Annotated in this window: 11 protein-coding genes; 8 read left to right on the top strand and 3 right to left on the bottom strand. The window is 40.8% G+C overall.

Going from position 1 to position 12,089, the window contains the following annotated elements; translation table 11 throughout:
* Positions 1–10 precede the first annotated feature (10 nt).
* Complete coding sequence (mog, locus tag R9C00_26510) at positions 11–547, top strand: molybdopterin adenylyltransferase (GenBank protein WPO35253.1); 537 nt, start codon at positions 11–13, stop codon at positions 545–547.
* Between the two features lie 19 nt (positions 548–566).
* On the opposite strand, the gene R9C00_26505 is transcribed toward mog, so the two are convergent.
* Positions 567–1,316, bottom strand: a complete 750-nt coding sequence (locus R9C00_26505) for a class I SAM-dependent methyltransferase (protein ID WPO35252.1) — start codon at positions 1,314–1,316, stop codon at positions 567–569.
* A gap of 232 nt (positions 1,317–1,548) precedes the next feature.
* Between R9C00_26505 and R9C00_26500 the strand changes: the two genes are divergently transcribed.
* Together R9C00_26500 and R9C00_26495 are read left to right on the top strand one after the other, a co-directional pair.
* Positions 1,549–2,253, top strand: coding sequence for an IS1 family transposase (locus R9C00_26500; protein ID WPO35251.1), 705 nt, complete (start codon positions 1,549–1,551; stop codon positions 2,251–2,253).
* Between the two features lie 296 nt (positions 2,254–2,549).
* Positions 2,550–2,981: a T9SS type A sorting domain-containing protein gene (locus R9C00_26495; GenBank protein WPO35250.1), complete on the top strand. Its 432-nt coding sequence runs from the start codon at positions 2,550–2,552 to the stop codon at positions 2,979–2,981.
* 100 nt (positions 2,982–3,081) lie between these two features.
* Here the strand turns inward: R9C00_26495 and R9C00_26490 are convergent, their stop codons facing one another.
* Complete coding sequence (locus R9C00_26490) at positions 3,082–3,732, bottom strand: TetR/AcrR family transcriptional regulator (protein ID WPO35249.1); 651 nt, start codon at positions 3,730–3,732, stop codon at positions 3,082–3,084.
* A gap of 169 nt (positions 3,733–3,901) precedes the next feature.
* Positions 3,902–5,086 carry a mannonate dehydratase gene (uxuA, locus tag R9C00_26485; protein WPO35248.1) on the bottom strand — a complete coding sequence of 395 codons (1,185 nt, stop codon included), beginning with the start codon at positions 5,084–5,086 and terminating at the stop codon, positions 3,902–3,904.
* A 333-nt stretch (positions 5,087–5,419) separates the two neighbouring features.
* Between uxuA and R9C00_26480 the strand changes: the two genes are divergently transcribed.
* The 5 genes from R9C00_26480 (at position 5,420) to R9C00_26460 (ending at position 11,985) form a co-directional block, all read left to right on the top strand.
* Positions 5,420–6,889, top strand: coding sequence for a TonB-dependent receptor (locus R9C00_26480; GenBank protein ID WPO35247.1), 1,470 nt, complete (start codon positions 5,420–5,422; stop codon positions 6,887–6,889).
* A gap of 230 nt (positions 6,890–7,119) precedes the next feature.
* A complete protein-coding gene (locus tag R9C00_26475) occupies positions 7,120–8,424 on the top strand; it encodes an ammonium transporter (GenBank protein WPO35246.1) in 1,305 nt (434 codons plus the stop codon).
* Positions 8,425–8,509: 85 nt separating this feature from the next.
* Positions 8,510–9,040 (top strand): dihydrofolate reductase family protein, encoded by a 531-nt coding sequence (locus R9C00_26470; protein ID WPO35245.1) that lies wholly within the window; start codon positions 8,510–8,512, stop codon positions 9,038–9,040.
* A gap of 54 nt (positions 9,041–9,094) precedes the next feature.
* Complete coding sequence (locus R9C00_26465) at positions 9,095–9,613, top strand: hypothetical protein (protein ID WPO35244.1); 519 nt, start codon at positions 9,095–9,097, stop codon at positions 9,611–9,613.
* Between the two features lie 140 nt (positions 9,614–9,753).
* Positions 9,754–11,985 carry an NADP-dependent isocitrate dehydrogenase gene (locus R9C00_26460; protein ID WPO35243.1) on the top strand — a complete coding sequence of 744 codons (2,232 nt, stop codon included), beginning with the start codon at positions 9,754–9,756 and terminating at the stop codon, positions 11,983–11,985.
* The last annotated feature ends 104 nt before the right edge of the window (positions 11,986–12,089 follow it).

The following is a 12,089-nucleotide window of genomic DNA, read 5'->3' as shown; positions in this document are numbered from 1 at the left end:
GAACATAACAATGAAAAAGAAGATAAGAATAGGAATTATAAACGTGTCTGACAGGGCTAGCAAAGGGATTTATGAAGATATTCCGGGAAAGGCGATCGTTGAAACACTTAATGAATATTTGGTTTCCGAGTGGGAAAAAGAATATAAAGTGATTCCCGATGAAGCAGACCAACTTTCTCAAGCGATGATAGAAATGGCGGATGAAAAAGGTTGCTGCCTCATTATTACTTCAGGAGGAACAGGGCCTGCAAAGCGTGATGTGACCCCAGAAGCGACTGAGGCTGTTTGCCAAAAAATGATGCCAGGCTTTGGAGAGCTAATGCGCCAAGTAAGCTTGCAATACGTACCTACAGCTATTCTTTCGAGGCAAACGGCTGGGATCAGAAACAATACGCTTATTATCAATTTGCCCGGTAAGCCCAAAGCTATCCGTCAATGTTTGGATGCGGTTTTTCCTGCTGTCCCTTATTGCATCGACCTCATTGAAGGGCCTTATTTGGTGTGCAACGAAGAAATAATCAAGCCTTTCAGACCCAAACAATCATGATTTTTCAACTTAAAAAGCTCTAACGAGGCTTCAGTATAAAAATCATCCGGTTCGATTTCCCTTCATCGTAGCTGTTTAGCTTGTAGTTGCCCAAGATGTCTATACATTCTAGCTCGGTAAGTTCGAAATAGCCCATAAAATCTTCTTGGCTGAAGGCCCGTACCCTTTCTTGGAAAAAAAACTCTTTTTCCTTTTTGTGGTCGTTGATGGTGATGTTTTTCCAAATAAAACCATCGGAATGTTCCCGTGTGATTTGAAAATCAATCCCATCTATATGGACTTCTTCAGAAGGACGAAGCCTTTCTACCACCTTGCTCGTGTTAAAAAAGTCAATAACGAGCTTTCCCTCTTCTTTGAGACCGAAACGGGCAGCACTCAGCACGGCCAGGTCTTCCAGTTTGGAAGAAAAATATCCGAAGCTGGTGAAAAGGTTGAGAGAAAAATCGAACACATTGTACTTGTAGGGCATTCGCATGTCGTGTTGAGCAAAGTGCAAATGTTCGTTTTCAAATTGCTGGGCAAATCGGATATTTTCCTCCGAAAGGTCGATCCCATCTACCCTAAACCCTTTTTCATTAAGGTAAAGCGAATGACGACCTTTTCCACAGGCTATGTCCAGTACCCTACTGTTTGGCTGTATTTCTAAATAAGAAGATAAATTATCAATGAATAATTTTGCCTCGCCGATATCCCTGTGCCTATATAAAATATGATAATAGGGAGAGTTGAACCACTTGGCAAACCATTCTGCATTTTTGACTTCACTCATCAGATAGTTAGTTTGTCTTTGCTGGTAGTATGATTTTTTAGGACTTCAAATCTACCACCTGATTCAATTATAGTTTTTATAAAAGGTGTTTTTTCTATAAAAAAGTACAAGAAGACAGTAGTGGTCAATAAAATATAAATGATGGGTGGATGGTCTTTATTTAAATAAAAGGGTAGTGTCCTAGAAGATCTGATGGGTTGCAAAAGGCAATGGAAGTATGGAAAATTGTTGAATGTGCGAAATTACAACAAAAGTCCATTGTCCCCATTACCATAGGGCCAATGTAGTAAAAAATGGCAAATCCCGTGCAGGTATCCAACGGTTCATGTGCAGGGGCTGTGGCAAGCACTTCCAGCATGGATACCTTTATTGGGGCGCAAGCCCCCTTGTCAAACGGTTGGCAACAAGGATGTTGGGCAGGTGCAACGGTATCAGGGACTGTGCCGAGATATTGCATATCAGCAAGCAATGTGTGTCGAACTGCTTGTCGGGCATGTTCCAGGACACCGACCCGCCCGATGTGTCGGGGCGCCACCAGAAGGTGCGGATAGACGAGTTTTGGACATATGTGGGCAGAAAGAAAAATAAACGCTGGCTGTTATATGCCTATGGCCCGGGCAGTAAGCAGATATTGACATGGCAGTGGGGGAAAAGGGACACGGGGACGGCAAGGTCGCTCTATGGGCGGTTGGAAAATGCCGACATCGATTGGTTCTGTACCGATGACTGGAAAGCGTTCGCCAAGGTATTGCCCTATACTAAGCACCTGATAGGCAAAAGCTTCACCAAGGATATCGAAGGGGTCAACACGTCTTTAGGGGCAAGGAACAAAAGAACCGTCAGGAGGACGACATGTTTTTCAAAGAAAAACATGTTCCATGAGATGGCAATGAAAATGGTTATATTGAACAGAAACCATACCCATCAGATCTTGTAGGACACAACCAATAAAAGAAAGTTAATGTCCTTTTTGTGAATTATTATTTGGGAATTCTCGTTCTTTCAGAACACTGCTTATTTTTGTGTTCAGTAAAAATTTCAAAATTTTTACTGAATTGTTAGGGGCGTTTTAACAAAAATCCCCATTTAATATATAGAAGCAGTTAAGTTATGTTAAAAAAGAAATTCAAGGCAACCTTTTGCGTTTTTGAAGCATATATATAAGTGAAGTAGGTAATTAATTACTTGTTGTCGATTTGAAATAAAATAATTGGAAATAGATATATGACTAAAATGACTACTAGAAAAAAAATATTTGGATATCGCATGAAAGCAGTGGGAATGACCACTTTGATGCTTATAGCGTTATTCTTCAACTCATTTGCTGGTGAAGCGCTGGTAAAAGCAGCAAAGAAATCTGTGGATACTGAACAAGTTGCCCAGGCAATAGATACGAGTGCAAAGCTTGATTTTAAAATGTATCCGAACCCATCGAGGGGAGAGCATATTAACTTGGATATAGAGGGTATCAAATCTGCTGCAGTAGAGATCACTCTTTACAATACCATCGGGAAAGTTATTTTCCATACAACATTGGAGCCTGTAGGGTTGCCCCAACAAACGTTGAGCATTAGCCCAAATAATAGACTGACACCAGGGTTGTATTTCCTGTCAGTTTCGTCTAAGAATGAAAAATTGGCTAAGAAGCTGGTGGTTCAAGAATAAGTAATGTAGGAGTCAGCCCTTTGCGACTTTTACAAGTTCCTAGGTCAGATCATATATCTTATAAAATACTGAAAGCGTCTTTCTTTAGAAAGGCGCTTTTTTATTTCTCTTTATTCACCGATTCTATTTTGTCAAATACCAGTTCCATTAAGTCAATTATACCTTTTTCTATCCTTTTCTTTCCCTCTTCGGTATTGAGATGGATACTGCCAAAGGTATCGTTGGTTTTGGAGTGGAGGGCGAGGTAATTAATGCTACTGATGGTAATGGCTCCTATGGCATAGACATCTATCCCGGCTTTTTCAGAAACTTTGGCGAAGTAGCTTAATATCTTTTTTGCAACCTCAGCATGCTCTAATGCAAGTGCTTCTGTTAAGTTGTTTTTATCTACCAATCCCCAGCGAAGAAGCTCTTGGTATTCTTTATTTTCCCAAATAGTCCTGAAAAAATCGATATGTAATTGGGTAGCTACATTTTTAAGGTCTTGAGGCGTGCCTTCTAGCTTTTGGATATCCAGCCTTTCTTCCACGTTTAGCCAATAATCTTTTTGTTTGGCAAATGCTTTAAGCAAACCATCAAGATTGCCAAAATACCTATATATCAACACTTTATCTACTCCGGCTTCTTTTGAAATAGCGTTAATTCCAATTTTCTGAAAACCATCGCGAATAATTATTGTACCAACGGCATCTATCAAGAGTTGCTTTGAGTGTTCTTTATTCCGGATTTTCTTTTTGGGACTTTCTTCCATAAGAAGGATTGTTTAATAGTTTGGCTCAAAAAAATAGATAGTATTAAACAAAGTTAGAGCTTTAACCTTTCACATACAAAATGATAGTAAAGCAGGCTAAAGAAAAAGCCTATATTGATTAAATGCTTATCAACATAGGCTTGGATGTATATTTTAAAGGCCTTAACCTTTATATGCTTTTTTCAATGCCAAGTTCTAGGCCTCTGAGCTCGGCAAGACCACGCAAACGACCAATGCCCGAATAGCCCGGGTTAGTCTTCTTACGCAAATCATCTAGCATTTGGTGACCATGGTCGGGTCGCATAGGGATAGAGGTTTCCCCTTCTCCAGCAGCTTTTCTTCTGAGTTGTTCTTCCACTATAGCCTTCACTACGCTGTACATGTCCACATCGCCTTCTAGGTGGTTAGCTTCGTAGAAGTTTCCTTCCTCGTCGCTTTGAGTACTTCTTAGGTGAATGAAATGCATTTTTGCCCCATTCCTTTTTACCATTCCTGGCAAATCGTTATCTGCCCTTACTCCATAAGAGCCGGTGCAGAAACAGAAGCCATTTGATGGGCTGTCTATAGCGCCCAGTAGGTCTTGAAGATCTTGTTCGGTGCTTACAACTCTAGGCAAGCCTAAGATACTACGAGGAGGATCATCAGGGTGGATGGCTAGTTTTACCCCGGCTTTTTCAGCAGCAGGTACTATTTCTTGCAAGAAAGCAGCAAGGTTTTTCTTGAGCTGTGCGGCATCTATGTCTTTGTAGGTGTCCAACACCTCTTGGAAGCTTTCCAATGTATAGCCTTCTTCAGACCCTGGTAAACCTGCAATCACGTTGTTTTGGAGGAGTGTCTTGTCTTCTTCGCTCATTCCTTCAAAATATACTTTAGCCTTTTCAATCTGCTCTGGGGTATAATCATTTTCTGCTCCGGGGCGCTTGAGCATAAATAGTTCGAAAGCGGCAAATGCGTCAAACTCGAAACGAAGGGCTTTTGAACCATCTTCTACCTCATAAGCCAAATCAGTACGAGTCCAATCTAACACGGGCATAAAATTGTAACAAACGGTTTTGATACCGCATTCTCCAAGGTTAGTGAGAGATTGCTTATAATTTTCGATATACTTTTTGAAATCGCCAGTCCTAGTTTTAATATTTTCATGAACAGGCACACTTTCTACTACCGACCAGTGAAGTAATCCGGTGTCTTCTATCGTTTTCTTTCTTTTAAGGATTTCCTCTTTTGTCCATACCTCTCCGTTTGGCACATGGTGCAAGGCGGTTACGATGCCTGTGGCACCTGCTTGCATAATATCTGTGAGGACTACTGGGTCGTTTGGCCCATACCAACGCCATGTTTTTTCCATGCTCATATTAACTTTTTGTTTTGGGTTTGGTGAATACTAAATCTGTTCTATAAATTTTAACAGCAACCCAAATTAGGTAACGGGCTGCTAATTAACAAAGGTGAAGCTTTCGGGAATGTTGACGGAAAGGCTTTTTTTTTGAAAAGAGCTAAAAGGTTAGAAAATAATGCTAAAAAGTAAGGGTTGATTTTGGTAAAGAGTTTAAGTTTTTTGAAACTTGAAAGATATTTGATAACCTTCTTCTGGTATCTAGGTTATCGAAGTGGAGAGTTACTGATAAACTAATCTCATTCATTTACTAAAAAGATAATTTCCTACCCAATTATTAGGTTTTGCAATATGGAAACAAAAACGCTGAGTATAAAAGAGAAAGCACTCCAACTCAATCTAGATAATAGGGTGTATGGTTCTGTTGCTGAGATTGGTGCGGGTCAAGAAGTAGCTGCTAATTTTTTTAAGGCTGGCGGAGCCTCAGGGACAGTTGCTAAAACAATGTCGGCGTACGATATGGCCTTTAGCGATGCTATTTATGGTCCGGAAGAAAGTGGTAGGTACGTGTGTGAGCCAAGGGTGATGAAAATGCTCGACAAGGAATTTAAGCTTTGCGTCCGCAGGTTGACACACCGTGCTGACGACACCTGTTTTTTTGCCTTTGCCAACACCGTTGAGGTATTGAACTATGCAAGGACGAACCAAGGAAGAGGCTGGGCAGGTTTGCGTTTTCAACTGAGTCCTCATAGTGAGCCAAACGATTGTGTTATCCACTTCAAGCTTCGTGATAATGATATGCTCCTTCAGCAACAGGCTGTTGGTATGGTAGGGATTAATTTGATTTATGCTTGCTATTACCTCAACCATAATGCAGAGGATTTGCTCAACTCGCTGGTTGACGAGCTGATGCTACATCGAATAGAAATTGATTTTTTTAGGCTTACCGGTCCTGATTTTGAAGATGTTGATAATCGACTATTTAGCTTAAAGTTGGTAAAAAACGGCTTAACAAGAGCGGCTATGTTTGGCCCTGATGGCAGTATTTTACAACCCTCCGACGTGCTTTATAAGAAACATATTTTAGTGCTAAGGGGAAGGTTCAGGCCCATCACTTGGGTGAATATTGACATGATGGAGGCGGGGTTAAGGCATTTTAAAAATGATCCTGAAGTAGACGAAAATAAAATCATTACCATATCGGAACTTACGCTTACCGACTTGAAAAACACATCGGGTGGTGTGGTAGACGAGAAAGACTTTTTAGATAGGGTGAATATCCTGTGTTCTTTGGGGCATAATGTAATGGTTTCCAATTATCCGGAATACTATCGCTTGGTCAATTACCTAAGCCGCTATACCCGTAAGAAAAAAATAGGTCTTTTGGTGGGGGTACATAATATTGAGCAGATATTTATGGAGAAGTACTACAAAGAGGTGCCTGGTGGAATATTGCAAGCTTTGGGCGCTATGTTTGGGGAAAATGTAAAACTATATGCTTATCCAACTTACCGAAGAACCAGCATGCAAGTGGTGAAGTCGGATGGGGCTAAAATTAAGCCTTCGCTCAAACTGCTCTACGATTACTTTATGCAAAATAATAAGATAGAGGATTTGGACGACTGCAATATTGGAAACCTCCACATAGTATCGGATAATGTATTGGAGATGATAAAATCAGGAAACGATGGTTGGGAAAAATATATGCCTGAGCAGGTAGCGGAAGCTATCAAAACCAATTGTTTGTTTGATTACCCTTGCTCGGTAGAATATCAAAAAGAGTTAGAAGAAAAAAAGAAGAATCCTGATATTGCTCAGTAGTAAAATAATAGCTAGCTTTCAATATAAAAAGCTGCTCGGACGGAAGTTCGAGCAGCTTTTTTTGTTTCATGGTGTGTGTTGGTTTAGTATCCCTCTTGGTATTTTATTAAAAAATATAGGATTACTGCAATTATGTTTTATTTAAAATATCGCATTATCCTTGAGAATTTATAATTTTGTGGAATGTCTTATTGAGGAAATTAGCAAAAACAACCAATTTTTATAAGAATATGAGAAAACGAGGACTCCTTTTTACCTTATTACTAACAGCACTTCCGCTACTAACTTTTGCCGAAGATGTGGTTCCTACTATAGACAAAGGCGATACAGCTTGGATGCTTATTGCTACTGCCTTGGTAGCGCTAATGACACCAGCTGGCCTTACCCTTTTTTATGGTGGGCTTACCCAAAGAAGAAGTGTGTTGAACACTATTGGAATGAGTTATACTGCTTTTTGTACTGCTACGATAGTATGGGTGGTAATCGGTTACAGTTTAGCTTTTGGAGGATCTGACGATCCTTATTTTGGAAGCATGGAGCATTTTTTACTGAGAGATATCAAAATTGATTCGGTATCAGGTTCTATTCCAACATTTTTGTTCATTATGTTCCAAGGGACATTTGCTGCCATTGCCGTCGCACTTGTAAGCGGCGCTATCATTGAACGTGTAAAATATTCTACATGGTTTTTCTTCTCTATTTTGTGGGTGATTTTGGTGTATGCACCAGTAGCGCACTGGGTATGGAGTGATTCAGGTTTCTTGTTGCAACATGGAGAGCTGGATTTTGCAGGTGGTACAGTTATCCACATCAATGCAGGTATAGCAGGTTTGGTGCTCAGCTTTATGATGGGAAAAAGATATAATCACGATGATATTGATCACAAGCCAGCGTCTATCAAATTGATGGTATTGGGCTCTGCTTTGCTTTGGTTTGGTTGGTTCGGGTTTAACGGTGGCAGTGAATTGGCTGCTGATTTTATCACGGCAAATGCATTGCTAGTAACCAATGTTGCAGCAGCGGCTGGTGGTCTTACTTGGTTACTCATAGAGTGGAACATGGTTCACCGCAAGCCGACGCTTATCGGAAGCGCATCTGGTGTGATTTCAGGCTTGGTGGGCATTACGCCTGCAGCAGGTTTTGTAGATGTAGAAGGCGCTCTTTTCATAGGTACTATTTCAGGAGCAATTGGCTACTTTGGTGTGGTGAAGTTGAAAAGCATGTTAGGCTACGACGATTCCCTTGATGTATTTGGTATCCACGGTTTGGTAGGTATTTTCGGTGCAATTGCCACAGGGCTTTGGGCTAACCCAGAAATCAACGGTGCTACAGGCTTGTTCTACGGTAACCCTGGGCAAGTGCTCACCCAACTTTACGGCGTAGTAGTGACTATTTGCTATTCGGCAGTAGCTTCGGCTGTATTGTTTAAAGTCACTACTCTGATTACGAGTGGGGGTCGTGTTGACGAAGAAATTGAGAAAGAAGGGATGGACCTTGCTTACCACGGTGAAAAAGGTTTTGATATAAACGATTAAGTTCGTTATTGAATTAATAGGCAAGCCTTTTGGGATTTATTCCAAAAGGCTTTTTTTATGTCTTCATATTTCTGAAATTAAGCAGATGAAAAAAGTAAAACTCTACATAGCAACTTCGCTAGATGGCTATATAGCCCGCCCTGATGGAAAGCTCGATTGGTTAGATGCAGTTCCCAACCCCGATAAGTTGGACTATGGATATTTTGCCTTTTATGATAGCGTGGATACAGTGATCATGGGGCGGAAAACCTACGAAGAAGTGCTAGGTTTTGGTGTACCGTGGCCCTATCCCGATTCGAAATCGTATGTACTCACCAAAAGTGGAAAAGGTGAAGCAAAAACTGAGAATACGGAAATCTATGCTGGAGATATCAAAGAGTTGGTTGATAAGCTAAATGCAGAAGGAGGAAAAGATGTTTGGCTAGTGGGAGGAGGTGAATTGGTGACAGCATTCTTAAACTTAGACCTCATAGATGAGATGATTATTTCCATTGCCCCTACAATCATTGGGGAGGGCATCCCACTTTTCCCCAACAAGCCAAAAGATTCTACTTGGAAGCTTGCCGGCACCGAATCTTTCCCCAATGGAATGGTCATCTTGACTTATACAAAATAATAAACAAATGCCGAGTTGAGTTTTGGTAAGATATAACCAAACAAAATCGACAGAATGAAACCTCTTTTTATCGCGATATTTGCCTTTTTTATTTCCTTTCAAGTTTTTGCCCAAGAAGAAAAAAGCTATACCGTTGCCTTTATAGGCTGGGAAGAATATCAAGCACAGGTCTTTGAAGAATATCAAGCAAGATTTGCTGATTGCTTTGAAGAGGAGTATGTGGGGGCAATAGGCGATGAAGATGTTTTTCAAGTAGAAAAAAAGCATTATGAAAAAGTAGAATGGGTTCTTTCTAAAGTTGTTGACAAAGATTTTTTCGAACAGGTCTATTGGGAGGGTTCGGCTTCGGGAGAAGATGTGATTACAATGAAAATCTCTTCAGGTTTTTATGAAAAATATGAAGGGTCTCAAAAGTGTGGAATTATCTACCAGATCGAATATTGGTTGGATGGGGAAAAGCTTGGGCATGCAGATTTTTTATATGCTAACCTGAAAAAAGGTTACGATTCTGGTATTTACCTCTACGATTTTAAAAAACATACCAAATCAATATTAGAAAGTTTGCCTAAATAATTTTTGCTCGGGAACGCAGTAAGCCAACAAATTTACTATTAGGCTATTATGTAGCTTTTCCAATGTATATATTTGCGTTTGCTGCAAAATATCCAGGCAGCTCAACTTTTTAAGTGCTTATAATCCAAAAAATAAATAGAATGACCTTACAAAAATCTAAGATTATCTATACCAAAACGGACGAAGCTCCTGCATTGGCAACTTATTCATTCCTTCCCATTGTTGAAGCTTTCACCGCTCCTGCAGGTGTAGAAGTAGAAACCAGAGATATTTCCCTTGCCGGGCGTATCATTGCCAACTTCCCAGATTTCCTTTCGGAAGAGCAGCAAATTGGTGATGCGCTTACCGAGCTTGGCGAGTTGGCAAAAACTCCTGAAGCCAACATCATCAAATTGCCAAATATCAGTGCATCTATCCCACAACTTCAGGCGGCAATCAAAGAATTGCAATCGCAAGGATATGCTTTGCCAGATTACCCTTCAGAGGCAAAAACTGATGCTGAAAAAGAGATTAAAGCACGATACGATAAAATTAAGGGTAGTGCAGTAAACCCTGTATTGCGTGAAGGAAACTCTGACCGTAGAGCTCCTAAAGCAGTTAAAAACTACGCAAAGAAAAATCCGCACAGAATGGGCGCTTGGTCTTCGGACTCTAAAACCCATGTTGCAAGTATGGCAAGTGACGATTTTTACGGAAGTGAAAAATCAGTGACAGTAGATGCTGCAACAAGCGTGAAAATCCAATTCGTAGCTGAGAGTGGAGAAACTACTGAACTAAAAGGCAGTTTCCCATTGCTAGCGGGTGAGGTAATAGATGCTTCGGTAATGAGCATGGCTGCATTGAAGAGCTTCATCACCAAAGAAATTGAGGATGCAAAGGCAAATGGAGTGTTGTTTTCTTTACACATGAAAGCGACCATGATGAAGGTTTCTGACCCTATCATTTTCGGTGCTGCGGTTTCAGTTTATTACGAAGAAGTTTTTGCAAAATATGCTAGCGAATTTGCCGAGTTGGGCATTGACCCAACCAATGGAATTGGCGATGTTTATGCTAAAATAGGTACGCTTTCAGTTGAAAAGCAAGCGGAAATTAAAGCAGATATTGATGCGGTTTATGCGAAACGCCCCGCAGTGGCAATGGTAAATTCCGACAAGGGAATTACCAATCTTCACGTGCCAAGTGATGTGATTATCGATGCCTCTATGCCAGCGATGATCCGTACTTCGGGTCAGATGTGGAATGCGGAAGGCAAGCAACAAGATACTAAAGCGGTTATTCCAGATAGGTCTTATGCTGGAGTTTATCAGGCGACTATCGACTTCTGTAAAAAACACGGAGCTTTTGATCCTTCTACTATGGGGAGCGTTTCAAACGTTGGTTTGATGGCTCAAAAAGCAGAAGAATATGGTTCTCACGACAAGACTTTCCAACTTTCTGGAAAAGGAAAGGTGCAAGTAGTAGATGCTGCTGGAATAGTATTGCTTGAGCAGCCAGTAGCCGAAGGCGATATTTTTAGAATGTGCCAAGTGAAAGATGCTCCTATCCAAGACTGGGTGAAACTAGCGGTGAAAAGAGCAAGGGAAACTGGTGATCCTGCTGTTTTCTGGTTGGACGAAAATAGGGCTCACGATGCGCAGTTGATTATAAAAGTGAATAAGTACCTCGCTGACCACGATACGGATGGCTTGGAAATATTGATCAAAGATCCTGTAGCGGCTACCGAGTTTTCTATGGAGAGAATTATCAAAGGTGAGGATACTATTTCGGTGACAGGTAACGTACTTCGCGATTACTTGACCGATTTGTTCCCAATTCTTGAACTTGGAACGAGCGCAAAAATGCTTTCTATTGTACCGTTGATGAACGGCGGTGGTTTATTTGAGACTGGTGCGGGTGGTTCTGCTCCTAAGCACGTTCAGCAGTTTGTAGAAGAAGGTTATTTGAGATGGGATTCGCTAGGTGAGTTCTTGGCTTTAGCAGTTTCTTTGGAGCACTCTGGTAGTGTAACGGGAAATGCGAAAGCAAAAATATTGGGTGAAACTTTAGACGAAGCAACTGGCAAATTCTTGGACAACGACAAGTCGCCAGCTCGTAAACTTGGTCAGATTGACAATAGAGGTAGCCATTTCTACTTGGCACTTTACTGGTCCGAAGCATTGGCTGCACAAAGTAAAGATGCTGAGCTTCAGGCGAAATTTGCCCCAGTAGCAAAAGCATTGGCTGAAAACGAGGCAAAAATCAACGAAGAATTGATTGGTGCTCAAGGAAAAGCCGAGGAGATTGGAGGTTATTTCAACCCTAACGAGGAGTTAGTTGCTAAAGCAATGCGCCCAAGTGCTACATTGAACGAAGTATTGAGCTTACTTGCTTAATCGCAAAAAGCTTTTTATAAAGGTATGAAGCAAGGCAGAGATGCCTTGCTTTTTTTTATTGAATATGCTACTTTGTTTGTATATTAATGAGTTTATTTGCATAT

The organism is Flammeovirgaceae bacterium SG7u.111, from assembly GCA_034044135.1.
GTDB lineage: Bacteria > Bacteroidota > Bacteroidia > Cytophagales > Flammeovirgaceae.
This window is presented reverse-complemented; position numbering and strand designations above follow the sequence as displayed.

What these genes read in the sequence shown, in the direction of transcription:
- R9C00_26470 (WPO35245.1), top strand. Translation starts at nt 8,510, where the DNA reads ATGAAAAAAGTAAAACTCTACATAGCAACTTCGCTAGATGGCTATATA.
- mog (WPO35253.1), top strand. Translation starts at nt 11, where the DNA reads ATGAAAAAGAAGATAAGAATAGGAATTATAAACGTGTCTGACAGGGCT.
- R9C00_26465 (WPO35244.1), top strand. Translation starts at nt 9,095, where the DNA reads ATGAAACCTCTTTTTATCGCGATATTTGCCTTTTTTATTTCCTTTCAA.
- R9C00_26460 (WPO35243.1), top strand. Translation starts at nt 9,754, where the DNA reads ATGACCTTACAAAAATCTAAGATTATCTATACCAAAACGGACGAAGCT.
- R9C00_26490 (WPO35249.1), bottom strand. Translation starts at nt 3,732, where the DNA reads ATGGAAGAAAGTCCCAAAAAGAAAATCCGGAATAAAGAACACTCAAAG.
- R9C00_26480 (WPO35247.1), top strand. Translation starts at nt 5,420, where the DNA reads ATGGAAACAAAAACGCTGAGTATAAAAGAGAAAGCACTCCAACTCAAT.
- R9C00_26505 (WPO35252.1), bottom strand. Translation starts at nt 1,316, where the DNA reads ATGAGTGAAGTCAAAAATGCAGAATGGTTTGCCAAGTGGTTCAACTCT.
- R9C00_26500 (WPO35251.1), top strand. Translation starts at nt 1,549, where the DNA reads ATGTGCGAAATTACAACAAAAGTCCATTGTCCCCATTACCATAGGGCC.
- R9C00_26475 (WPO35246.1), top strand. Translation starts at nt 7,120, where the DNA reads ATGAGAAAACGAGGACTCCTTTTTACCTTATTACTAACAGCACTTCCG.
- uxuA (WPO35248.1), bottom strand. Translation starts at nt 5,086, where the DNA reads ATGAGCATGGAAAAAACATGGCGTTGGTATGGGCCAAACGACCCAGTA.
- R9C00_26495 (WPO35250.1), top strand. Translation starts at nt 2,550, where the DNA reads ATGACTACTAGAAAAAAAATATTTGGATATCGCATGAAAGCAGTGGGA.